Source organism: Nonomuraea sp. WAC 01424 (assembly GCF_003947315.1).
Classification (GTDB): Bacteria; Actinomycetota; Actinomycetes; order Streptosporangiales; family Streptosporangiaceae; genus Nonomuraea; species Nonomuraea spiralis.
In genome coordinates this window covers 295,151-318,709 of record NZ_QHHZ01000002.1, presented here as the reverse complement: position 1 = coordinate 318,709, position 23,559 = coordinate 295,151, and the positions used below count along the sequence as shown (strand labels likewise).

22 protein-coding genes are annotated in these 23,559 nt (G+C 69.2%); 7 read left to right on the top strand and 15 right to left on the bottom strand.

The window, feature by feature from the left end; genetic code table 11:
- Nucleotides 1–81 precede the first annotated feature (81 nt).
- Nucleotides 82–630, top strand: coding sequence for a phosphatase PAP2 family protein (locus DMB42_RS06815; RefSeq protein WP_125631767.1), 549 nt, complete (start codon nt 82–84; stop codon nt 628–630).
- On the opposite strand, the gene pip is transcribed toward DMB42_RS06815, so the two are convergent.
- Nucleotides 596–1,555, bottom strand: coding sequence for a prolyl aminopeptidase (gene pip / locus DMB42_RS06810; protein WP_125631765.1), 960 nt, complete (start codon nt 1,553–1,555; stop codon nt 596–598). The two genes, DMB42_RS06815 and pip, sit on opposite strands and share 35 nt — an antisense overlap.
- Before the next feature lie 66 nt (nt 1,556–1,621).
- On the opposite strand from pip, the gene DMB42_RS06805 reads away from it, so the two are divergent.
- Nucleotides 1,622–2,539 (top strand): threonine/serine dehydratase, encoded by a 918-nt coding sequence (locus tag DMB42_RS06805; RefSeq protein WP_125631763.1) that lies wholly within the window; start codon nt 1,622–1,624, stop codon nt 2,537–2,539.
- Here DMB42_RS06805 and DMB42_RS06800 read toward each other — a convergent pair.
- From DMB42_RS06800 to DMB42_RS06780, 5 genes are all read right to left on the bottom strand, one after another.
- Nucleotides 2,530–3,108: a hypothetical protein gene (locus DMB42_RS06800; RefSeq protein ID WP_260477538.1), complete on the bottom strand. Its 579-nt coding sequence runs from the start codon at nt 3,106–3,108 to the stop codon at nt 2,530–2,532. The genes DMB42_RS06805 and DMB42_RS06800 overlap by 10 nt on opposite strands.
- Nucleotides 3,109–3,175: 67 nt before the next feature.
- A complete protein-coding gene (gene mscL, locus DMB42_RS06795; RefSeq protein WP_125631761.1) occupies nt 3,176–3,595 on the bottom strand; it encodes a large conductance mechanosensitive channel protein MscL in 420 nt (139 codons plus the stop codon).
- A gap of 79 nt (nt 3,596–3,674) precedes the next feature.
- Complete coding sequence (locus DMB42_RS06790) at nt 3,675–3,890, bottom strand: DUF397 domain-containing protein (protein ID WP_125631759.1); 216 nt, start codon at nt 3,888–3,890, stop codon at nt 3,675–3,677.
- A 166-nt stretch (nt 3,891–4,056) separates the two neighbouring features.
- Nucleotides 4,057–4,260 (bottom strand): DUF397 domain-containing protein, encoded by a 204-nt coding sequence (locus DMB42_RS06785; protein ID WP_125631758.1) that lies wholly within the window; start codon nt 4,258–4,260, stop codon nt 4,057–4,059.
- Between the two features lie 175 nt (nt 4,261–4,435).
- A complete protein-coding gene (locus DMB42_RS06780; RefSeq protein ID WP_125631756.1) occupies nt 4,436–5,284 on the bottom strand; it encodes a helix-turn-helix transcriptional regulator in 849 nt (282 codons plus the stop codon).
- 368 nt (nt 5,285–5,652) lie between these two features.
- On the opposite strand from DMB42_RS06780, the gene DMB42_RS06775 reads away from it, so the two are divergent.
- The 5 genes from DMB42_RS06775 (at nt 5,653) to DMB42_RS06755 (ending at nt 13,260) form a co-directional block, all read left to right on the top strand.
- Nucleotides 5,653–5,925, top strand: a complete 273-nt coding sequence (locus DMB42_RS06775) for a hypothetical protein (protein ID WP_125631754.1) — start codon at nt 5,653–5,655, stop codon at nt 5,923–5,925.
- 224 nt (nt 5,926–6,149) lie between these two features.
- A complete protein-coding gene (gene glgX, locus DMB42_RS06770; protein ID WP_125631752.1) occupies nt 6,150–8,243 on the top strand; it encodes a glycogen debranching protein GlgX in 2,094 nt (697 codons plus the stop codon).
- Complete coding sequence (gene treY, locus DMB42_RS06765; protein ID WP_125631750.1) at nt 8,236–10,386, top strand: malto-oligosyltrehalose synthase; 2,151 nt, start codon at nt 8,236–8,238, stop codon at nt 10,384–10,386. Before glgX ends, treY begins: the two co-directional genes overlap by 8 nt.
- Nucleotides 10,376–12,088 carry a malto-oligosyltrehalose trehalohydrolase gene (gene treZ, locus DMB42_RS06760; protein WP_125631748.1) on the top strand — a complete coding sequence of 571 codons (1,713 nt, stop codon included), beginning with the start codon at nt 10,376–10,378 and terminating at the stop codon, nt 12,086–12,088. The genes treY and treZ overlap by 11 nt, the downstream gene beginning before the upstream one ends.
- Nucleotides 12,089–12,312: 224 nt before the next feature.
- Nucleotides 12,313–13,260 (top strand): hypothetical protein, encoded by a 948-nt coding sequence (locus DMB42_RS06755; protein WP_125631746.1) that lies wholly within the window; start codon nt 12,313–12,315, stop codon nt 13,258–13,260.
- A gap of 95 nt (nt 13,261–13,355) precedes the next feature.
- On the opposite strand, the gene DMB42_RS06750 is transcribed toward DMB42_RS06755, so the two are convergent.
- The 9 genes from DMB42_RS06750 to DMB42_RS06710 all read right to left on the bottom strand — a co-directional run bounded on the left by DMB42_RS06750 (nt 13,356) and on the right by DMB42_RS06710 (nt 23,482).
- Nucleotides 13,356–14,951, bottom strand: a complete 1,596-nt coding sequence (locus DMB42_RS06750) for an FAD-dependent monooxygenase (protein WP_125631744.1) — start codon at nt 14,949–14,951, stop codon at nt 13,356–13,358.
- A 728-nt stretch (nt 14,952–15,679) separates the two neighbouring features.
- A complete protein-coding gene (locus DMB42_RS06745) occupies nt 15,680–15,970 on the bottom strand; it encodes an MTH1187 family thiamine-binding protein (protein ID WP_125631734.1) in 291 nt (96 codons plus the stop codon).
- Nucleotides 15,971–16,072: 102 nt separating this feature from the next.
- The gene (locus DMB42_RS06740) at nt 16,073–16,402 is read right to left on the bottom strand and encodes a hypothetical protein (protein WP_125631732.1); all 330 of its coding nucleotides are present in this window, start codon (nt 16,400–16,402) and stop codon (nt 16,073–16,075) included.
- 10 nt (nt 16,403–16,412) lie between these two features.
- Nucleotides 16,413–17,090, bottom strand: a complete 678-nt coding sequence (locus DMB42_RS06735; RefSeq protein WP_125631730.1) for a uracil-DNA glycosylase — start codon at nt 17,088–17,090, stop codon at nt 16,413–16,415.
- A 69-nt stretch (nt 17,091–17,159) separates the two neighbouring features.
- Nucleotides 17,160–18,533: a M1 family metallopeptidase gene (locus tag DMB42_RS06730; RefSeq protein ID WP_125631728.1), complete on the bottom strand. Its 1,374-nt coding sequence runs from the start codon at nt 18,531–18,533 to the stop codon at nt 17,160–17,162.
- 82 nt (nt 18,534–18,615) lie between these two features.
- Nucleotides 18,616–19,515: a carbohydrate ABC transporter permease gene (locus tag DMB42_RS06725; protein ID WP_125631726.1), complete on the bottom strand. Its 900-nt coding sequence runs from the start codon at nt 19,513–19,515 to the stop codon at nt 18,616–18,618.
- Nucleotides 19,512–20,888 carry an ABC transporter permease subunit gene (locus DMB42_RS06720; protein ID WP_125631724.1) on the bottom strand — a complete coding sequence of 459 codons (1,377 nt, stop codon included), beginning with the start codon at nt 20,886–20,888 and terminating at the stop codon, nt 19,512–19,514. Before DMB42_RS06720 ends, DMB42_RS06725 begins: the two co-directional genes overlap by 4 nt.
- Before the next feature lie 12 nt (nt 20,889–20,900).
- Nucleotides 20,901–22,226 carry an ABC transporter substrate-binding protein gene (locus DMB42_RS06715; RefSeq protein WP_125631722.1) on the bottom strand — a complete coding sequence of 442 codons (1,326 nt, stop codon included), beginning with the start codon at nt 22,224–22,226 and terminating at the stop codon, nt 20,901–20,903.
- An 8-nt stretch (nt 22,227–22,234) separates the two neighbouring features.
- Nucleotides 22,235–23,482: an ABC transporter substrate-binding protein gene (locus DMB42_RS06710; protein WP_229824213.1), complete on the bottom strand. Its 1,248-nt coding sequence runs from the start codon at nt 23,480–23,482 to the stop codon at nt 22,235–22,237.
- Between the last annotated feature and the right edge of the window lie 77 nt (nt 23,483–23,559).

Sequence of the window (23,559 nt, the reverse complement as noted above, 5' to 3'; positions counted from 1 at the left end):
TGATTCGACCTTTCGGTCGAAGCATTTGACGATCAAAGTTCATAAGGTCGTGTCCACTACCCGTTCACGGATTGGACACCTGTGTACCGCGACATCGTCGACTTCGCTCTGACCACGCCCGGGTGGCTGCACACCCTCGCCGAGATCGGCACGGACGCCGGCCTGTTCATCTTCGCGGCGCTGTTCGTCGTCTGCTGGTGGCGGGCGCGCCAGGCCCCCGCCCGCGACCTCGCGCTCGCCATCGCCGGCCTGGTCGGGGTGGTGGGCGCGTACGTCGTGAGCGAGGGGGTGAAGGTGCTGGTCCGGGAGGACCGGCCGTGCCGCGGCGGGATCGCCACGATCGCGGCCTGCCCGCCCTCGACGGACTGGTCCTTCCCCAGCAACCACACCGTGATCGCCGCGGGCGCGGCCGGCACGCTCATCCTGGCCTGGCGCGCCCTGGCCTGGGTGGTCCTGCCGCTGGCCGCGGTGATGGGCTTCTCGCGGGTGTTCGTCGGCGTGCACTACCCGCACGACGTCGCCGGCGGCTTCCTCCTCGGCCTGGTGCTCGCGCCGCTGTTCGCGCTGTTGCTGGTCGGCGCGGTCACCCCCGCCGTCAGGCTCGCGCGAAGCCGTCTGTCGCCGCGATGAGCCGGTCCACGATGCCGGGCTCGGTCGAGGCGTGCCCGGCGTCGTGCACCACCTGGAAGTCGGCCTCGGGCCACGCCTTGTGCAGGTCCCAGGCGGTGGCCATGGGCGTGCAGGCGTCGTAGCGCCCCTGGATGATCACCGCCGGGATGTGCCGGATCTTGTCGACGTCCCTGATGAGCTGCTCGGGGCCGAACCAGCCGCCGTGGTGGAAGTAGTGGTTCTCGATCCTCGCGAACGACACCGCCATCTTGTCCTCGCCGAACTCCGCCACCAGGTCGGGGTCGGGCAGCAGCGTGATCGTGGCGCCCTCCCACTCGGCCCATGCCTTGGCCGCCGTCAGCCGGGCCGCGTCGTCGTCGCCTTCGAGCCGGGCGCGGAAGGCGGCCATGAGGTCGCCGCGCTCCTCGGCGGGGATCGGCGCCACATACGACTCCCACAGGTCGGGGAACAGGTAGCTCGCGCCCTCCTGGTAGAACCAGCGCAGCTCGTGCGGGCGCAGCGTGAAGATGCCGCGCAGGACGAGCTCGGTCGTCCGGTCGGGGTGCGTCTGGGCGTACGCCAGCGACAACGCGCTGCCCCACGAGCCGCCGAACACCTGCCACCTGTCGATGCCCAAGTGCTCGCGCAGTCGTTCGATGTCGGCCACCAGGTTCCAGGTGGTGTTGGCGGCCAGGGACGTGCCGGGGTCGCTGGCGTGCGGCAGGCTGCGCCCGCAGTTGCGCTGGTCGAACAGGACGATCCGGTACAGCTCGGGGTTCCACTGCCGGCGGTGTTTCTCGCTGCACCCGGCACCCGGGCCGCCGTGCAGCATGACGGCCGGCTTGCCGTCGGGGTTGCCGCAGACCTCCCAGTAGATCTGGTTGCCGTCGCCCACGTCGAGCAGGCCGGAGTCGTAGGGTTCGATGGGCGGGTACAAAGTTCTCATGTTCCGCGATCCTGCCATGGAGCAGGGGCTCCCCGTTTTGTGCCGGTCCGAGCCTAGAGTGATCGTATGGACCTTGTGACGATCGACGACATCCGCGAGGCGGCCGAACGGATCAAGGGGATCGCGGTGCGTACCCCGCTCCTGCGGATGGGCGAGTCCTGGCTGAAGCCCGAGAGCCTCCAGCCGGTCGGCTCGTTCAAGATCCGCGGCGCCTACAACGCGCTGGCCGTACTGCGTCCCTCCGGCGTCGTCACGCACTCCTCCGGCAACCACGGGCAGGCGCTGGCCTGCGCGGCCGCCGAGTTCGGCGTGCCCTGCACGGTGGTCGTGCCCGAGGGCACCCCGGCGGTCAAGAAGGCGGCCATCGAGGGGTGGGGTGCCGAGGTGGTCGTCGTCCCGCCCGACCAGCGCGAGGTGATGGCCGAGCGGCTGGCGGCCGAGCGCGGCCTGACGCTCGTGCCGCCGTACGACCACCGCGCGATCATCGCCGGGCAGGGCACGATCGGCCTGGAGATCGTCGACGCCCTGCCGGACGTCGAGGTGGTGCTCGTGCCGGTCAGCGGCGGCGGGCTGGCCTCCGGCGTCGCGGCGGCGGTCAAGGCGCTGCGGCCCGACGTCCGCGTGTACGGCGTCGAACCCGAACTGGCCGCCGACGCCGCCGAGAGCCTGGCGGCCGGGCGCGTGGTGACCTGGGAGACCTCCCGTACGTTCCGGACCATCGCCGACGGGCTGCGGGTGAACCGGGTGTCCGAGCTGACCTTCGCCCACCTGCGTGAGCACCTCGAAGGCATCGTCACGGTGTCGGAGGACGAGTTGCGCGGGGCCGTACGGCACCTCGCGCGCACGGCCCGGCTGGTGACCGAGCCCAGCGGGGCGGCGGCCACGGCCGCCCTGCTGTCGGGCCGGGTGCCCGCCGGGCGCACGGTCGCCGTGGTGTCCGGGGGCAACGTCGATCCTGAGCTGTTCGCGCGGATCTACGCCTGAGCCCAGGAGTGGCGGGTCAGGAAGCCGCGCTCGCCGGTGGCGTACTCGTGGAAGGCCTGCTGCACCTCGGCCAGGTCGGGCACGACCGCGCGGACCATCGTGCCCTCCTTGTACTCCAGCTCGTAACCGGGCGAGACCTGGATGAAATGGTGGCCGAAGCTCACCAGGGCGACGAACGGGTTCTGCGGGGACAGGGTGGCCAGGACGTCGTGGACCAGGCCGAGGTCGGGGTCGTGGACGACCATCCCGTCGCCGGTGTGGAGCTGCATGCCCTGGTAGACGCCGAGCGGGGCCACGTTGTGCACCAGGTCGCGCTGGGGGTCGTAGCAGACCAGGCCGTGGGCGCGGGCGGTGGTGAACACCTGGGCCGAGCTCTCGTCCATCGTGTCCAGGTCCATCGTCACCAGCACGTGCCCGGGGTAGAGGGTGACCTCCCCGGGCAGCTCCTTGGCGACGGCGGGCACGTCCCCCTCGACCGGGTCGCCCCGCTTCACCGCCAGATACGTGGCCCGGGCCTGGTCCCGGCTGATCGGCACGGGCTCGTCCCAGACCATCAACTCAACGCTCATCGGTCCATCTTGCCGAACGTCCACCCCGCCGGTGCGCCACTGGGGTCAAGAGTCCGTGATGTACGGTTCAGCGCGGTTTCTCGGACTCCGGCACCAGCTCGGACGTGCACTGCGCGCACCGCCTGGCCTCGGCCGGGATCTCCGACAGGCACTCCGGGCACTCCTTGGTCGTCGCGGCCCGGTCCCGGTCGAACAGCCCGATCAGCCGGGTCATGGGGGCCACCACCAGCCAGTACACGACCGCCGCGATGACCATGAAGGTCACCAGGTGGTTGAGGAAGTCGCCGTACTTGAACTCGCTGCCGTTGACGGTGAAGGAGTACTCGGCGAAGTTCGGTTGCCGGCCGCCGGTCACCGCGCCGATCAGCGGGGTGATGAGATCGGCGACCAGCGCCTGGACGAGCCCGCTGAAGGTGGCCCCGACGATCACGGCGACCGCCAGCTCGACGATGTTGCCCCGGAGTAAGAACTTCTTGAATCCGCCCATGGAGTCGGCATATTGCCGGGGGCCGCGGCCTGAAACCCCGAATGCCCCCGACAGACCTCGATGAGAACGTTGTGGCCGGTCAGACCTGGGGCGCGAGCCGTTCGAGATCGAAGTGGCCGCGCCGCACGCCGTCGAGGAACGCGGTCCACTCGTCGATGGTGAACGACAGGACGGCTCCGCTGGCGTCCTGGCTTCCCCGCACCCAGACCCGGTCGGCGAGCATGGTGACTTCGACGCAGTCGCCATTGTTGCACCGTTGCCATCGTGCCTGGTCAAGGGCAGGTGGGCGTTTCATCCATTACCTCCTGAAGGGCGGCTGTAGAGGTAGTGAGCCGAGGTGATTTTACCTTGACAGCCGAGGATGACCAGGTGACAGGAGCGGGCGCGACGGCCTTTGAAGCGGGCCAAAACAAAAGGCGGGCGTCCGCAGGGACGACCGCCGGAAGAGAAAGCGCGTGCGCTCAATGGGACTGGCGTATTACGCGCAGGAAGTCGTCCCATTCGCCGGTGGTGAATGTCAGGACCGGGCCACCCGGATTCTTGTTGTCCCGTACGCCGACCCGGCCGGGGGACAGAAGCGCGACCTCGACGCATTCTCCGTTGTTGCAGCGGGACGCGGCACGCCACTGCGGAGCTGCTTGGACGCTCGGGCGGTCGGACGTCATTGTCTCCCCCTCGTTCATGAACAATTGTCGGCGGACGCGGCGATCTCATGGAGTTCAGAGGCGTCTCAATGCACGAACAGTAGCATCTGGCACTTGCCAAAAGAGCGAGGTCCGGATGGTGTCGAGGGCGTCGTGCCAGGTGGCCAGAAAATCGAGATCGTCCTGTGACGGAGTGCTATGCGAACTTTGCGGCCATTTCGGTAATTCGCCGCCGCGACTCCTGGATGCCCAGGGCTTCGGCCCGCAGATGGTCGATGATCTCGCGGAACCGTCTGACCACCTTATCGGCCTCAAGGTAGAAAAGGCCCATTTGGTGTTCCACGAAAATGGTGTCGGCGATGCCGGAGTCATGGTCGAACTCCATGAGCCGGAACGTGCTGTCGAAGCCGACGTGCGCCCCCGCTGTGAAGGGAATGACCTGGATCGTGACATGCGGCAGATCGCTCAGCTCGACGAGCCGGTCGAGCTGGTCGCGCATGGTCGGCGTGCTGCCCACGTGCCGGTAGAGCACCGACTCGTCCAGCAGGACCCAGTAGCGCAGGGTGTCGGCCCGGTACAGCCACTCCTGCCGCTTCATCCGGACCTTGACCCGGTCGTCGAGCACGTCGGGTGCGATGCGGGGCAGCCAGCCGCGGATGACGGCACGGGCGTAGTCCTCGGTCTGGAGCAGGCCGGGCACGGTGGTGATCTCGTACTCGGTGATGGCGCTGGCCTCCGCCTCCAGACCGAGCATCTGCCGCAGCTCGCGGTTGTCGTAGAACTGCCACCACTCCTTCTGCCTGGCGTCCTTGGCGAGCGTCATGAGCTGGGCGGACTCGGCGGCGGAGACCTCGTACAGGCGGCACAGGTCGCGTACGTCACGCAGGCTCACACCGCGCTGCGCGGTCTCGATCCTGCTGATCTTGGCCGGCGAGCACAGGAGTTGCTGCGCGACGTCGGCGATGCTCAGGTTCTTCTCGTTGCGCAGCTCGCGTAACCGCATCGCCAGTTGTCGCTGCCGGAGCGTCGGGTTGGGGATGCTCATCGCCGCACACTCCCTTCCAGCGCAGCGGCCGGTTGCCCGGAGCGTACCCCCGGGTGCTCTTTCGAAGGCATGTGCGTTAGGTAATCGTCACCGGCACGTTCCTATGGCAAGTGCCAAATCGGGGTGGGTTCGTGGTCTTAGAGGGGTAAAACTCCGACAGCGTCATAGGAGAGGGGAGATGCCCAGGGGTGATCTGATCAAAACCACCAGAGAACGAAATGCCGCGTTCATTCCCTGACGTGATGGCTCACCAGAGGCCGTACGTCACATAAAGCTGGGCCGATGTCGTCTCATCGGCCCAGCTCCACGATCAATCGCTCCTGCCAGAGCACAAGGATCGGTTCGCTATGAATGTTAGCAATTTAGCCATGGAACGGGCGGCTCCGGGCGCGCTGCGCCGGACGTACGGCCGCCTGGCGGAGGCCCTGCTCGCCAAGCTCGACCACTGGGCCTTCGACGCACTGGACGAGCGGGCCAGGTCGCAGGGGTGGCGGGTACGCCGCCCCGCCCCGCTCGTCCGCGTCTACCGCAACCCCGACTTCGACCTGTACGTCCGCTGCACGGCCTGCGGCGGCGACGGGATGACGAGCCGGGGCGACTGCCGGGCCTGCCGGGGATTCGGGAGGGTTCGCCTGTCCTGATCGCGGGGGCGGATCCGGTGCGCAGGGGCCGCGCACCGGATCCGGAAGCCGGACGACGACGTCCGGCCGGGCCGCATACGTGAGCCGCCTTCGACACCGCGCCGTCGGAGGCGGCTCACTCGTGTTTCCGGAGTAATCCGGACGCGGGCGTGGGAAGGAACAGGGTGGCCTTGTCCGGCGGAGCAGGGGAACGGAACATGGGGAGAGACCGCAAGGGAGCCTCGATGATCGAGATCTGGCCTGGAGACCCCTACCCGCTCGGGGCGACCTACGACGGCGCGGGCACGAACTTCTCGCTCTACACCGAGGTCGCCCACGCGGTGGAGCTGTGCCTGTTCGACGAGGACAACGTCGAGTCGCGGGTGCCGCTGTCGGAGGTCGACGGATTCATCTGGCACGGCTACCTGCCCGGCATCGGCCCAGGGCAGCGCTACGGCTACCGGGTGCACGGGCCGTACGAGCCGGCGCGCGGGCTGCGCTGCAACCCGAACAAGCTGCTGCTCGACCCGTACGCGATGGCCATCGAGGGGGGTGTCGACTGGCACGAGGCGGTCTACGGCTACCGGTTCGGCCAGCCGGACACGCGCAACGACGCCGACTCGGCCCCGTACGTGCCGCGGTCCATCGTGATCAACCCGTTCTTCGGCTGGGGGCACGACCGGCCGCCCGCGACGCCGTACCACGACACGGTGATCTACGAGGCCCAGGTGCGGGGGCTGACGATAAGCCATCCCAAGATCCCCAAGCACCTGCGCGGCACGTACGCGGCGCTCGGCCACCCCGAGATCCTCGACCACCTCACCAAGCTGGGCGTGACGGCGCTGGAGCTGATGCCGGTGCACCAGTTCGTCACCGACCACATCCTTGAGCAGCGCGGCCTGTCCAACTACTGGGGCTACAACTCCATCGGCTTCTTCGCCCCGCACAACCGCTACTCCAGCACCGGCCAGCGCGGCGGGCAGGTGCTGGAGTTCAAGGCGATGGTGCGCAGCCTGCACGAGGCGGGCATCGAGGTCATCCTCGACGTCGTCTACAACCACACCGCCGAGGGCAACCACCTGGGGCCCACACTCGGGCTCAGGGGCATCGACAACAGCAACTACTACCGCCTGGTCGAGAACGACAAGCGTTACTACGTCGACACCACCGGCACGGGCAACAGCCTGCTCATGCGCTCGCCGCACGTCCTCCAGATGATCATGGACTCGCTGCGCTACTGGGTCATCGAGATGCACGTCGACGGGTTCCGCTTCGACCTCGCCTCCACCCTCGCCCGCGAGCTGCACGAGGTCGACCGGCTGAGCGCGTTCTTCGACCTGGTGCAGCAGGACCCCGTGTTGTCGCAGGTCAAGCTCATCGCCGAGCCCTGGGACGTCGGCCCCGGCGGCTACCAGGTCGGCAACTTCCCCTCACGCTGGACCGAGTGGAACGGCCGCTACCGCGACACGATCCGCGACCTGTGGCGCGGGCAGGCCGCCACGCTGCCGGAGTTCGGCTCCCGCTTCACCGGGTCGAGCGACCTGTACAAGGACGACAGCCGCCGCCCGGCCGCCTCGATCAACTTCGTGACCTGCCACGACGGCTTCACGCTGCAGGACCTCGTCTCGTACGACAACAAGCACAACGAGGCGAACAAGGAGGGCAACCGCGACGGCACCGACGACAACCGGTCGTGGAACTGCGGCGAGGAGGGCCCGGCGAGCCTGGCCATCGAGTCGCTGCGCGAGCAGCAGAAACGCAACTTCCTCACCACGCTGTTCCTGTCGCAGGGCGTGCCGATGCTCTCGCACGGCGACGAGCTGGGCCGCACCCAGAAGGGCAACAACAACGGCTACTGCCAGGACAACGAGCTGACCTGGGTCGACTGGTCCGACATCAGGGAGAACTGGTTGCTGCTGGAGTTCACCCAGGAGCTGGCGGCACTGCGCAAGAAACATCCCGTCTTCCGGCGCAGGAGGTTCTTCTACGGCAAACCGGTACGCGGCCTGAACGACATCGCCTGGCTCACCCCCTCCGGGGAGGAGATGACCGACGGCGACTGGAACGTCGGCTACGCCAAGTCGCTGGCCGTCTTCCTCAACGGCGACGCCATCACCGAGTACGACGGGCGCGGCCGGCCGATCCGGGACGACTCCTTCCTGCTGCTGTTCAACGCCCACCACGACACGATCAAGTTCACGATCCCCGAGGACTACGGCGAGATGTGGCACACCGAGATCGACACCGCGATGCCCATCAGGCTCGACGTGCGGATGGTTCGCGCGGGCGAGGCCATCGCGGTCCCCGGACGCAGTGTGCGGGTGTTGCGCCGTGTCTAGACCGGTCTCGACGTACCGGGTGCAGCTCACCCCCGACTTCGGTTTCGCGCAGGTCGCCGAGATCGCCGGCTACCTGCGCGACCTGGGCGTAAGCCACGTCTACCTGTCGCCGATCCTGCAGTCCACGCCGGAGTCGCGGCACGGCTACGACGTCGTCGACCACTCCAGGATCAGGGACGAGTTCGGCGGGGCGACCGGCTTCCGCGAGATGGCCCAGCAACTGGCCGCGCACGACCTCGGCATCGTCGTCGACATCGTGCCCAACCACATGAACACGATGAACGCCCAGTTCTGGTCGGTGCTCAAGGACGGGCCCGGCTCGCCGTACGCGGACTGGTTCGACATCGAGTGGGTGGAGGGGAAGGTCGCGCTGCCGGTGCTCGGCGACGACACCGAGCCGGTGGTCGACGGCGACATCCTGCGCTACCACGAGCACGCCTTCCCCTACCCGGGCCACTACCGGCTGGTCGACTGGCGCGAGGGGCCCGGCTACCGGCGTTTCTTCGACGTGTCGTCGCTGATCGGGCTGCGGGTGGAGGACCCGGCGGTCCTGTTCGCCACGCACGAGGTGATCTTCTGGCTGCTCGACGAGGGCCTCGACGACGGGCTGCGCGTCGACCATCCCGACGGCCTGGCCGACCCGCGGGGCTACCTCGACCGGCTGCGCGAGAGGTCCGGCGGCCATTGGACGGTCGTGGAGAAGATCCTCATCGGCCCCGAGCGGCTGCAGCCCGACTGGGCCTGCGACGGCACGACGGGCTACGACGTGCTCAACCGGGTCAACGGCCTGTTCGTCGATCCGGCGGGCAAGGAACCGCTGGTCCGGCTGTTCAGCGAGCTGACCGGGCAGCCGGAGGAATACCGTCCGGTCATGGCCGAGGCCAAGCGGGACGTGCTCGGCCTGTTCTTCGGCTCCGAGGTCAACCGCCTGGCCAGGGTCACGGGCCGCGATCCGGCCGTGGTGCCGGAGCTGCTGGCCGCGATGCCGCTCTACCGCGCCTACGTGACGCCGGGGGAGGAGCCGCCGCCCGAGTCGGTCGAGATCGTCGAGCTGGCCGCCGACGAGTGCTCGCCCGCCGTCCGGCCGCTCGTCCGGGACGTCCTGTACGGGTCGCCCGAGGCGGTCGTGCGCTTCCAGCAGACGTGCGGGCCCGTCATGGCCAAGGGTGTGGAGGACACCGCGCTGTACCGGTGGTATCCGCTGTCGTGCCTCAACGAGGTGGGCGGTGAGCCCGACGTGTTCGGGGTCTCGGTGGAGGAGTTCCACGACTTCTGCGGGGAGATGTCGCCGTACACGATGACGACGTTGTCCACGCACGACACCAAACGGTCTGAGGACGTACGCGCCCGGCTGTCGGTGTTGTCGGAGATGCCCGGGGAGTGGGCGTCCGCCGTGTCCGAATGGTCGCGTGAGGTGGCCTTCGACCCCCACCTCGACTACCTCGCCTGGCAGAACCTCATGGCGGCCTGGCCCATCTCGGCCGAACGGTTCACCGAATACCTGCTCAAAGCGGCCCGCGAGGCCAAGACCGCGATCTCGTGGGTGCGTCCGGACGCGGACTACGAGCGGCGGCTGCGGGAGTTCGCGCGGGCGGCCGTGCGGCTGCCGGTCGGGGAGTTCGCCGAGCGCGTCGAGCCGTTCGCGATGTCGAACTCGCTGGGGGCCAAGCTGGTGCAGCTCATGATGCCCGGGGTGCCCGACGTGTACCAGGGCAACGAGACCACCGACTTCTCGCTGGTCGATCCGGACAACCGGCGGCCGGTGACGTACCCGCGCAAGCCCGAGACCTCCTGGGACGCGGCGAAGCTGCTGGTGACCACCCAGGCGTTGCGGCTGCGCAGGCGGCTCGGGGGCGCGGCGCCGTACCTTCCGCTGCGGGCCGCGGCGGAGGCGGCCGAGCACGCGATCGCCTTCGCCCGGGGCGAAGGCCCGCGGGCGGTGGCCGTGGCCACCAGGCTGCCGGTACGCCTCGCGCGCCGGTCCGCGGTCGCCGGCCGCTCGGTGTGGGGCGACACCTCCCTGACGCTGCCCGCCGGCTCCTGGCGCGATCTGCTCACCGGCGAGCCGCACTCGGGGACGGTTCCACTGGCTCGACTGCTCGATCAGTACCCCGTCTCACTCCTGGAGCGACATGATCTTTGAGGTCTGGGCACCGAAGGCCACGGCTGTCGAGGTCGACGTTCCGAACGGACGCCGGCCGATGTCCCCGGGGGAGAGGGGCTGGTGGTGGGCCGAGGTCGCCGAGGCCGGCCACGGCACCCGGTACGCCTTCGTGGTCGACGGCGACGGACCCTACCCCGACCCGCGATCCCGCCGGCAGCCCGAGGGGGTGTTCGGACCGAGCGCGGTCTACGAGCACGCCCGCTTCACCTGGTCCGACCACGAGTGGAAGGGCCGCGACCTGCGCGGCTCGGTGATCTACGAGCTGCACGTCGGCACGTTCACCGGCGAGGGCACGTTCGCGCTGGCCGCCGAGCGGCTGGAGCACCTGGTCGAGCTCTGCGTGGACTTCGTGGAGATCATGCCGGTCGCCCCCGTCCCCGGCGGGCGCAACTGGGGCTACGACGGCGTCGACCTGTACGCGGTCAACGAGACGTACGGCGGGCCCGACGGGCTGAAGTCGTTCGTGGACGCCTGCCACCGGGCCGGTATCGGCGTCATCCTGGACGTCGTCTACAACCACTTGGGGCCGTCCGGCAACTTCCTGCGGCCCTTTGGTCCGTACTTTTCCGGCTTTGCTGGTAGTTATTGGGGTGAAGCGGTCAATCTGGATGGGCCGGGCTCCGACGAGGTGCGGCGGTACTTCATCGGCAACGCCGTCCAGTGGCTGCGCGACTATCACATCGACGGCCTGCGGCTGGACGCCGTCCACGCGCTGCACGACAAACGCGCCCGCCACCTGCTGGCCGAGCTGTCGGAGGAGGTGGACGTACTGGCCTGCTCGCTCGGCCGGCCGCTGACGTTGATCGCCGAGTCCGACCTCAACGACCCGCGCATGGTCCGCCCGCTGGAGGCAGGCGGCCTGGGGATGAGCGCCCAGTGGAACGACGACGTCCACCACGCCCTGCACACCGCCGTCAGCGGCGAGAGCCACGGCTACTACGAGGACTTCGCCGACCCTTCGGCGCTGGTCAAGGTGCTGACCCAGGGGGTCCTGCACGACGGCGGACACTCCGGCTTCCGCGGCCGGACCCATGGGCAGCCCTTCACCGGCGTGCCCGGCCACCGGCTGATCGCCTGCCTGCAGAACCACGACCAGATCGGCAACCGGCCCGGCGGCGACCGGCTGCCCATGTCCGCGCTCAAGCTCGGCGCCGGGCTGCTGCTGACCTCGCCGTTCACGCCGATGTTGTTCATGGGGGAGGAGTGGGGGGCGCGCACGCCGTTCCTGTTCTTCTCCGACCACGTCGAGCCCACGCTGCGGGAGAGCGAGGGCGTGCGGCGCGAGCGCGAGTTCGACGGCTTCGGCTACACCTGGGACGCGCCCGACCCGTCCGAGGAGGAGGCGTTCCTGCGTTCCAAGCTGGACTGGAGCGAGCTCAAGGAGGAGGAGAACTGGTCCCTGCTGTGCTGGTACCGGGACCTGATCGCCCTCCGCAAGGCGCTGCCCGAGCTGTCGGACCCCAGGCTGGATCGGGTGCGGGTGGAGGCGGATCCGGACGGCAAGTGGCTCATCATGTGGCGTGGGACGGTCTGCGTCAGCGTCAACTTCTCCCCGGAGACGCTGACGTTGCCGCCGGCGGGCGCGACCGTCCTGCTGGCCTCGGACGACCCCGTGGCCTCCGGCCCCGACGGCCTGCGCCTACCGGGCCAGGCCCTGGCCATCTGCCGGACGGTTCTCTGAACGCTGCCGGACGGTTCTCTGAACGCTGCCGGACGGTTCTATGGGCGCTGGCGCACGGTTCCTTGAGTGCCGCACGGTTCCTTGAGCGTCCTGCGGGGCTGTGCTGTCCACAGGGTGTGAGCGGGCTGGGGGTGTTGTCCCCAGAACGGGGTTCGGGCGCGCCGGGGTGGTTCCGGTTGCGGATCCTGGGTGCCTCACCACGTTTTTCGAAGGCGAGGCACCTCATGAAGATCGTCCTGCCGCTCCCCGCCGAGCTGACCTCCCTGTTCGTCGTAGCCGTGGAGCAACTGCCGTTCGACGTCTACACGTTCGTGCCGTGGCGTGTTCCCGGGCCGTACAGGAAGGCGGCCCGGGACGCGCTCGACGACCCGCCGGCCCTGGTGGTCTCCCACCGTCCGTCCCCTTGGCGGTCCGCCGAGATCACCCTTCAGGGCGACGAGCGCCGGAGGCTGCGCCGGGCCGGGCAGCACGTGCTGGTGTCCACCACCGCGCCCCCACGTCGGCTGCCCGGCGCCGTACAGGTGGCCAGAGCCGTGGCCCGCGCCCTGGCCCGCCAGTGCGACGGGCTGCTGATCGACCCGCTGACCGCCGCGGCCGTCCCCGCCTGCCCCCGGGAGCCGGGGGAGCCGGGGGAGCCGCGCGACTTCCGCCTCGGCGACCACTGGCTCACCTGGGACACACAGGTCCACGGCGACGCCACCTGCCCGCCGTGGGACCCGTCCGGCACGGCGGAGTGCGACTGCCTGCGCGTCACCTCGCGAGGCCTGAGCCGCTTCGCGCTGCCGGAGATCACCCTCGACGGCGTCGCCTGCGCCCACAGCCGGTGCGCGACCGGCCTCCTGCGCTCGGTGGCCCACCGCCTGGTCGCCGACCAGCTCGCCCACCTGAAGGCCCACCCGCTCGCCACCTGCCACGAGATCGACGACCTCCTGCGCATCCAGCCGTCCGGCCCGTTCCGGGGCGGCCCGCCCTTCGGCGTGCGGCTGACCCCCTGCGAGACGGAGCGGGGCGAGCCGGGCAGGACGGGCCGTATCCGCCGCCTGAAGGTCGGTCCCGCGCCGGGCACCGGCCGGCTCACCTGCCTCAAGGTCGGTCCACCCTCGGGCTTCACCGGCTCACTCAACGACTGGCTCTGCACCGCCCACGACGTCCGACCGGCCCTCGCGGCATGAGCACTACACGGGGCCGCGGCGGTGACGGTGACCGGGGGGTTCGCCAGGGTGTTCGCCGGGGTCCAGGTGCCCGGCGTTCAGTTCGCCGGGGGGCTTCAGCGGCTGAGGACGCGGACGAGGGTCTGTTCGAGGGTGGCCGTGGGGTCCGGGGTGGGGTGCGGGGTGCGCCAGGCGACATACCCGTCGGGGCGGACCAGGACGGCGCCGCCCTCGCGCACGCCGTACCGGTCGCGCCAGCGGCCCTCCACGTCCATCAGCTCGTCGTCCACCAGGATGCGGGTGAGCTGGAGGCCCAGCCGCTCCTTGACCACGCGGCCGGCGTCCATCCAGACCTGGCCCCCGCTCTTGTCGGCCAGCAGGACGAACCCTGAGCCGAACAGGTCGATGGTCGAGATGCGCTGCCCCTCCCAGTCGAGCGCCACATGCGGGGCGCGGCTGCCGGGGCGGCCGTTCGGGATGCGCGGGTCCTCCAGGAGGGAGCCGTCGTCGCCGGGCTCCACCAGGATCGCGGTCGAGTGGTACCGGTAGCCGAGCATCGCCTGGAGGAAGTCGTCCAGGGGCTCGGGATGGTCGGCGCGTTCGTCCACGGGCATCCGTACAGCGAGGTTGGCGAGCTGGGCGTCGGCGGTCAGGTTGCCGATCGGGCGGCGTTCGGCGTCGTAGGTGTCCAGGAAACCGGGGCCGGCCTGCCCGCTGATCACCAGCCAGAGGCGCCAGGCGATGTCGCAGCCGTCCTGGAGGGCGGTGCTGCCGCCCTCGCCGCCGGTGGGCGGCATGGTGTGGGCCGCGTCGCCGGCGAAGAACACACGGCCGGCGCGGTAGGTGTCGGCCACCACGTGCGCCAGGCTGAACGTCGCCGTGTCCAGCACCTGCACGTCCAGGTCGGGGACACCGGTCCCGACGCGGACGAGCTCGACGCAGCGTTCCTCGGTGAGGTCGCCGCCGTCCTTCGACGGGTCCTGGTTGACGCCGAGCACGTGCGCGCCCACGCCGGTGCCGGTGACGATGACGCCGGTGAACGTGTCGTTCTGGAGATACCAGACGATGACCTCGCGCTCGTTCACCAGGCCGGTCAGGTCGGCGTCGAACATGATCGACCGCATCTGGACGAGGTCGCCCTTGCCGGAGGTGGGGACGGCCAGCCGTTCCCGCAACGGGCTCCGGTGGCCGTCGGCCGCCACGACGTAGTCGGCCCGTACGGCGGTCTCGACGCCGTCGGCGGCGCGGATCACGGCGGTGACGCCGTCGTCGTCCTGGTCGAGGGAGATCAGCTCGGTGGAGAAACGCAGGTCGGCTCCGAGCTCCTCGGCGTAGGCGCGGAGCACCCGTTCGACCTCCGACTGGGGGGCGCCCACCCGGGGCACGGGGGTGAGGTCGGCGAGGGCCTCGAACTCGCCCTGGTCCTCGAAGATCATGTTCGGGTCGGGGTCGGCCAGCGACTTGGCGATCGCGATGCGCATGGAGTCGCCGATGCCCGTCCAGATGTCGGCGAACGTCTGCTCGATCCCGGGAAGCGGGCGCAGCAGCTCGACCGCTCGCGGTCCCATGCCGAACGCCTTGGGCTGGATGGACGTGCTCGGGTGCCGTTCGACCAGCATGACGGGGACTTCACGCCACGCCAGCAGCGCCGCCGCGCTGAGGCCGGCGTACCCGCCACCGACCACCAGGACCGGCACTCGCTCTTGTCTCATTGCCTCCACCTCCGGGGGACGAGTAGTATCGCGTTCGACGTCCGAGCGACACGATATGTCGCGTCTAGATGACGGTCAAGACATATCGCGATTTGTCAAAGTCATCGGACCTTTCAGCGATCCACGTACTGCGAGCGCTTTCGCAGGTGGCACTCGCGGACCTCTGGAAATCGGGCCGTGGGCGTCCATCGGGCGACGCTTCACGCGGTTGAGGCCGCGAACCGGCCCCGCGCTACGGACTGTGGCTGGACGCAGGCGACTGTGTGGCGAGCCTCGTGCTGAGGTCTGAAGGTGGTTGCGCGGCGTCCTCGTGCTGGGACTTTCAAGGCGTCGGCGGGCATCCGCCGCACTCGTCCCGCAGACCTGCGTGCCGGGGAGAAGACCAACCGAGAGCGTGTGTGGCCCTGGCCTTCCCAACACACCCGCCACCCGCGAACCCCGCCTCACAACACCCGCCAGCGCCCTCCCAGCCCACCAGCCCGAGGTGCCGCTCTGGGGGCCGCTGTACGGACCTCACCGCTGCGCACCCGAGCTGGAGGTTCGCAGGCTGAGGGGTGATCCCGGCCCGTGCGGGCGGGGACGTACGGGGTGGAGCGTCGTTCGGCGGGTGTTGAAGCGGCCTGGGGGCCTGCCGCCAGGTGCGTACTTGTGCCTCACCGCATCCCGGCCGCCGCTCGCTGGCGATCCGGGGGCGGCGTGCGGGCTCGCCACCGGAATGGTGGCGGGAGTTAGGAGAGGTGGCGTTCGAGGGATTCCAGTTTTGTGGTCATGCCGTCGGTCACGCCGGCGCGGAGGTCGGCCTTGAGGACCAGGCTGACCCTGGGGGCGACTTCGGCCACCGCGTCCACCGCGCGCCTGACCACGTCCATCACCTCGTCCCACTCACCCTCGATCGTGGTGAACATCGCGTCCGTACGGTTGGGCAGGCCGCTGTCGCGCACCACCTTGACGGCGCGGGCGACCGGTTCGGCGACTCCCTCGCCGACTCCCAGCGGGGTGATGGAGAATGCCACGATCATGCGACAGATCCCTCGTGTGACGGAATGCGGCTGGATGGGATCGATCGTAGCCGGGGCGAAGAGCCACGACGCGGGTGGGGCGCCGTGGCTGATCGCTGTACGTCACACGTGGTCGTGGTCGTGCTCTTCCTCGTCCTCGTCCTCGCTCGGCCCCTCGGACGGCTCCACCCCGAGAACGGCCTCGCGGGGCTCGATCTCGGTGATGTGGTCCACGAGCTGCAGCACGTGGTCGGGCTCGATCAGCCACTGCAGCGCCGAGGCGCCCGTCTCGTCGGAGTTGACCAGGTCGGCCTGCTCCGAACGCTCCTCGTCGCTGAGGTCGGCGTCGGGATGCCTGATCTCGGCCAGCGCCGCCGCCTGCAGCGCGTTCACGTCGAGCACCTCGACGGTCAGTTCGACCGTGAGGCGCAGGAACTTCGGTTCATCACTCATGGCGACGATGCTAGGGCAGCTTCCACTCGACAGGTGCGGCGCCTTGCTGGGTGAGCAGCTCATTGGCGCGGCTGAACGGCCGCGAGCCGAAGAAGCCGCTGCGCGCCGACAGCGGGGACGGATGCGCCGACTCGATGCGCGGCACGCTGCCGAGCATCGGCGCTAGATTGCGGGCGTCACGGCCCCACAGGATGGCGACCATCGGCTTGTCGCGGGCCACGAGCGCGCGGATCGCCTGCTCGGTGACCTGCTCCCAGCCCTTGCCCCGGTGGGAGGCGGGCTTGCCCGGCAGGACCGTCAGGACCCTGTTGAGCAGCAGCACGCCCTGCTCGGCCCACGGGGTCAGGTCGCCGTTGGCCGGGCGGGGGAGGCCGAGGTCGGCCTCCATCTCCTTGTAGATGTTGAGCAGGCTCCCGGGCAGCGGCCGCACCTCGGGCGCCACCGAGAACGACAATCCGACGGGGTGGCCGGGCGTGGGGTAGGGGTCCTGCCCCACGATCAGCACCTTGACGTCGTCGAAGGGCTGGTTGAACGCGCGCAGGACGTTCGGACCCGCGGGCAGGTACTGCCTGCCCTCGGCGATTTCCTTGCGGAGGAACTCACCCATCAGGGAGATCTGCTCGGATACGGGCTCAAGAGCCTGAGCCCATCCGGCTTCGACGACTTCATGCAAAGGACGACCGGCCATGGCCGTGAAGCTTATCTAGGTCTGGTACGGCTTGCCGCCCAAACGGGCGGGCAAGCCGTACCGGAATGATCACAAGGCCGGTTTGCCGGGCTGGAACAACCAGGCGTCGAAGAGGGGGCCGAGCCGCTTGCCGGAGACGCGTTCGGCCAGGGCGACGAAGGCGGCGGTGTCGGCGTTGCCGTACCGGTGCTCGCTCGCCCACGTGCGCAGGATCGTGAAGAACGCCTCGTCGCCGACGGTCCGGCGCAGGACGTGCAGGGTCGCGGCGCCGCGGTCGTAGACCGGGTCGTGGAAGAGCCCGGCGGCGTCGCCGGGATCGGCGGTGGGCGTCTGCCAGAACTCGTCGTCGGCGGGCTTGGCGTAGACACCGTCGAAGGAGGTCTGCACGGTACGGCTGCCGATCTTCTCCAGCCAGAGCCATTCGGCGTACGTCGCGAAGCCCTCGTTCAGCCAGATGTCGCGCCACAGCGTGGGCGTCACCGAGTCGCCGAACCACTGGTGGGCCAGTTCGTGGGCGAGCAGCGAGTCGCTCGGCGCCACCGGGTAGATGGGCCGGGTCTGGGTCTCCAGGGCGTAGCCGACGTTCGGCGCGTGGTCCACGATCCCGCCGGTGGAGGAGAAGGGGTACGGGCCGAAGAGCGAGCTGAAGTAGTCGAGGACCGGCGCGTGGCGTTCGGCGAAGTCCGTCGCCTTGTCGGCCAGTTTGGGGTCCACGGCGGTGATCACGCGGTAGCCGCCGACCCTGGTGTCGGTGAGCCGGAACTTCCCGATCGTCACCGTGGCCAGGTAGCTCGCCATGGGCTCGCGGGCGTCCCAGACGTACGTGGTCCGGCCGCCGGCCGTGGTCCGCGACACCAGGTCGCCGTTGGCCACCGCGACCCTGGTGCTGGGGACGGTCACCGCGAACCGGTACGTCGCCTTGTCCGTCATGTGATGGTTGCCGGGGTACCAGGTCATCGCGCCCTGGGGCTCGTTGGCGTTGAAGACGCCGTCGCCGGTCCGGATCCAGCCGTCCCTTGAGCCGTCGGGGTCGAGGACGTACGTGGGGCGGCCGTCGTACCTGACGACGACGGAGAAGGTTCGTCCGGAGGCCAGCGTGGCGGCGGGGGTGACGATCAGCTCCGAGCCGCTGCGCGTGAAGGCGGCGGCCCGGCCGTCCACGGTCACCGAGCGCACCGAGAGCGTGGCGACGAGGTCGAGGTCGAAGCGGCTCAGCGCCTGGGTGGCGCGGGCGGTGACGGCGGCGACGCCGGTCAGGACGTTCGAGGAGGGGTCGTAGTCGAGGGCGAGGTCGTAGTGGCCGGCGTCGTAGCCGCCGTTCCCCTGGTCGGGGAAGTACGGGTCGCCCGCCCCGGGAGCGCCGGGGCTGCCGCCGAGCGCGACGGCGGGGGTGAGGGGTAAGGAGATGAAGGCCGCTGCTGCCAGGGCGAGGAGACGCTTCATGAACAATCATCGGAGGTTCGGTCGAACCTGTTACGGGCGCCCGCCTGCCCCCCTCGGGAGGCGGGCGCCCGCCGGGAATGGCCTACTTGACGGAACCGGCCATCATGCCCTGGACGAAGTACCGCTGGAACGCGAAGAACAGCGCCAGCGGGATGATCAGCGACAGGAACGCGCCGGAGGAGAGGATGTCAACGTTCGACCCGAACTGCCGCATCTGGGACTGCAGGGCCTTGGTCATCGGCTGGTTGTCGGTGTTGGCGAACACGAGCGCGATGAGCATGTCGTTCCACACCCACAAGAACTGGAAGATGCCCAGCGAGGCGATCGCCGGCTTGCCCAGCGGGAACACGACCTGCGCGAAGATCTTCCACTCCGGTGCGCCGTCCATCCGGGCCGCCTCCAGCAGCGAGGCCGGGATGCCGACGAAGAAGTTGCGCAGCAGGAAGATCGCGAACGGCAGGCCGAACGCCGTGTGGAACAGGACCACGCCGGGGATCGTGCCGAAGATCCCGATGCCGCCGTAGAAGGCCGCGACGGGGATCAGCGCGATCTGGATGGGCACGATCAGCAGGCCCACCACGACCAGGAACGCCGTGTCCCGCCCGCGGAACTCCATCCACGCGAACGCGTACGCCGCCATGGCCGCGATGCCGATCACGAGGACCGTGGTCGGCACGGTGATGGCCACCGTGTTCCAGAACGACGAGGTGAAGCCGCTGGCCAGCAGGTTCTTGTAGTTGGCCAGGGTCAGCTCGGCGGGCTTGGTGAAGATCGTCCACCAGCCCTCGGCGTTGTTCACCTTCACGGTGCGCATGGAGACGACCAGCAGGCCCAGCGTCGGCACCAGCCAGAACAGGCCGAGCAGGATCATGATCACCTGGACGGCCCCGCCGCCCAGGCGGTCCACGATCCGGCCCGCCAGGCCCCTGCGCGGCGCGCCCGACTCCCGCCTGTGGGCTGCGGTCACGGTCGCGGTCGTCATGAGTCTTCCCTCCTGAACCGGCGGATGTTCATGATCATGAAGGGAAGGACCAGGATGAGCAGGAACACCGCGAGTGCGCTGCCGAGCCCCTGGTTGTTCCCGCCGCCGAACGACACGCGCCACATCTCCAGCGCGACCACGTTCGACTGCGGCTGAACCGAGGCCGGCGCGATGATGTAGACCAGGTCGAACACCTTCAGCGTATTGATGATCATCGTCACGAAGACGACGAGCAGCACCGGCGACAGCAGCGGCACGGTGATCCGCCGGAACACCTGCCACTCGGTCGCGCCGTCGATGCGGGCGGCCTCCAGCGCGTCGCGCGGGATGGCCGCGAGTCCGGCCGCGATCAGCACCATCGCGAACCCGGCCCACACCCAGACGAACGCGCCGATGATCGCCGGCGTGATGAGCGTCGGGCCGAGCCAGGTCAGGCCGCCGTAGCTGGCCTGGAAGTTCGACTGCGGGAGCCGTACGACGTAGGAGCCGGCCGGCAGGCCCGTGAAGCTGAAGGAGCCGTCGGCGGCGGTCGTGGCAGTGCCCGCGACCTGGCCGTCCTTGACCGCCTCGACCGTCATGCCGGGCAGGCCCTTCTCGGTCGGGTCCACGGCGCCGCTCTGGCCGCCGCCGCCCTGCGTGAAGTCGAACCACACCGTCCCGGACACCGCGGAGCCGCCCGAGGGGGCGCGGGCCGGCTGCGCGCTGGACGGCATGATCTGCGGCTTGACGCCCACGATCGGGATCAGCACCGGCGTGCCCGCCTGGACGGGCTGCTTGGTGACGACCGCGCCGTTCTGCTCGTTCACCGGAGACTGGTCGCCGGTGCGGGGACGGGCCTCGGGATAACCCTGCGAGGAGGAGAACGTGTCGTGCACGGTGGTGAGCACGGCGTTCGCCAGACCCTTGTCGGGGTCCTCCTCGTAGACGAGGCGGAAGATGACGCCGGCGGCCATCAGCGAGACGGCCATCGGCATGAACACGATCAGTTTGAACGCGGTCGACCACCTGATGCGCTCGGTCAGCACCGCGAAGATCAGGCCGAGCGTGGTGACCACGATCGGCGCCACGACCACCCAGATGAGGTTGTTGCGGATCGTGACGAGCATGCCGCCGTCACTGAAGATCGTGGCGTAGTTGCCCAGCCCCACGAACCCGCTGCCCGACGAGTCGAACAGGCTGCGGAAGATGGAGTAGACGATGGGGTAGACCACCCAGACGCCGAGCAGCAGAGCCGCCGGCAGGAGGAAGGCGATGGCGACCGCCGGCGATGGGCCGAGGCGTCGTCTCGTACGGGGGGTTTCAGCCGGTCCTGCGGAGGACCCGCCCGCGATCTTCGCGGGCGGGGCCGCCGGGCCGTCCAACCGTTCGGTCACGGCCTTACCTCTTTACTTCCAGGCCTTCTTGGCCTCGGCCTCGAGCGCGGCCTGCGCGCCCTTGACGTCGCTGGGGTTGCGCAGGAAGTCCTGCAGCACCTTCCACTCGCCCTTGCCGTCCGTGCCGCCGAAGGCGCTCGGCGCCAGGTCGGACATGTCGTAGCGGACGGCGTCGCCGGCGGAGACGATCGTCTGGCCGAGCTGCTTGGTCAGCTCGTCGGGGTAGTTGTCGGGGGAGACGTTCTTGTTGGGCGACAGGTAGCCGGGGAGCTTGGCCCAGATCTCGCCGCCCTCCTTGGAGGCCAGGAACTGCACCAGGGCCATCGCGCCGGGGGAGTCCTTCATGACCACGGCCACGTCGCCGCCGAGCACGACCGGAGCGGTGTCGCCGGCCTTCGGGAACGGGAAGTACTTGGCGCCCTCGCCGACCTTGGCGCCGTCCTGGGTGGCCTGGGTGGCCACGAAGTCGGCCTCGATGACCATGGCGGCCTTCTTGTTGCCGTAGACCTTGGTCACGCAGGTCGGGAAGTCGGTCTGCAGCGCGCCGGAGGAGCCGTCGAGCACGAACTCCTTCTTGCCGGCGATCTGCGCGATCTTCTCCAGGGCGGTGGCGACGCTGGCGTCGGTCCAGGGGATCTCGTGCTTGGAGAGCTTGTCGTAGTTCTCCGGGCCGGCGGTGGACAGGTAGACGTTCTCGAACAGGTCGGTGAGCGTCCAGCCGGAGGCGCCGCAGAGGGAGAAGGGCGGGGTGCCGGAGTCGGCGATGGTCTGACCGGCCTTGATCAGCTCGTCCCAGGTGGTCGGCACCTGAACGCCGGCCTCCTCGAAGGCGTCGGAGCGATACCAGACCAGCGACTTGTGAGCCGCCTTGATCAGCACGCCGTACACCTTGCCGTCGGCGGAGCCCAGCTCCTTCCAGTACGGGGTGTAGTTGGTGTCGATCTCCTGCGTGACCTCGGGGGTCAGCGGCTTGAGCGCGTCCTGCTTGGCGTACTGCTGAACCAGACCCGGCTGCGGGAGGATCGCGACGTCCGGCGGGTTCTTGCCCTGGATGCGCGGGCCGAGGTAGGCGCCGGTGTCCTCACCGGTGGAGGCGTACGTGACCGTGGCGCCCGTCTTGTCGGTGAAGGCCTTGAGCACCTGCTCGAAGTTCTTCTGCTCGGCGCCGGTCCACTTGGCGGCGACCTCGATCTTGACGCCTTCGAGCGTCTTGGCGCCGGCGGGGCTGGCCGGTGCCGACTCCGAGGCGGAGGGGGTAGTCGTCGTCGGGGCGTTGCCGCAGGCGGCGACGGCTACCGCGAGCCCTGCCAGGATCACTGCTGCTCTGGCTTTACGCATGGCTTGCCTCACTGGGTTCTGATGATCTCTTCGAGTTCTGACTTCATGGAGGCCGCGACGTCGTCAGCGGACTCCTTCGCAGGATTGGCCAGGGCTTTGGTGACCGAGCTGGCGATCACCAGGCTCACCTGGTTGTAGTTGGCGCTCACCGGCCGTGGCTTCGCGGCGAGGATGCTCTCCTTGAGCACGGGGAGGTACGGGAAGCGCTTGATCAGGCCCGGGTCGTCGTACAGCTCGGTCCACACGGGCGGGAAGGAGCCCTCGGTGAGGACGCGACGTTCGTTCTCCAGGCTGGTGAAGTAGCGGATGAACTGCTGTGCGGTGTGCTGGTACTTGGAGTAGGCGCTGACGGCCAGGTTGATGCCGCCGAGCGTGCTGGATCCGGGGCCGTTCAGTCCGGGCAGCCGGGTCACGGCGAACCGGTCGCCCAGCTTGGCCCTGGCCGGGCCGTAGGCGTGCGGCCAGTTGCGGGCGAACGCCAGCCTCCCCTCCTGGAAGGCCAGGCGGGTCTCCTCCTCCTTGAAACGCAGGGAGTCGTCGGTGATCCAGCCTTCCCGCAGGCCCTGCATCAGGAAGTCGAGCGCGATTCTCCCCTTGGCCGGATCGAGGGTCACCTCCGTGCCGTCGTGGTTGAGAATCTGCCCGCCCGCCGACTGCACCGCCTCGGAGAAGTTCACCGTCAGGCCCTCGTAGGCGAGGAGCTGGGTGGCGTACCCCCCGAGGTCACGCTTTTTCGTCACTTCTCGTGCTTTATCGCGAAGCTCCGCCCAAGTCTGGGGCGGTTTCTTGATCAAGTCGGTCCGGTAGTAAAGCAGTCCCGCGTTGCTGGTGTACGGGACGGCCCAAAGCTTGCCCTTGTAGACGGCCGTGTCCACGACGGGCGGCAGGAACCTGTCGAGCGGGAAGAGCCCGCGCTCCAGGGGGATGATCCAGCCGTTCTCCGCGAACTCAGCGGTCCACACCACGTCGAGCCCCAGCACGTCGTAGCGGTTGCTCTGGGCCTGGAGGTTGGCCACCATCTGCGCACGTTGCTCGTCGGCGGCCTCGGGCAGCTCCAGCAGCGTCACCTTCTCGGCCGGGTGGGCCTGGTTCCAGCGGTCCAGCAAGGGTTGCAGGTACGCCGTGGTGTCGCGTCCGGTGGCGAAGGTGATCGGGCCTGTGCCGCCCGTTCCCGTCTCGCCGCCGCCCTCGTCACCCGCCACCGTGCATCCGGCCGCCAGCAGGACGACCAGGACGAACGAAAGCGGGCGCAGCACTCTGTTTCCTCCACATTCAGCGGGGTTACATACGTGTTAGGTAGATGCATTCATGTTATGCACACCTGTAATCTGAT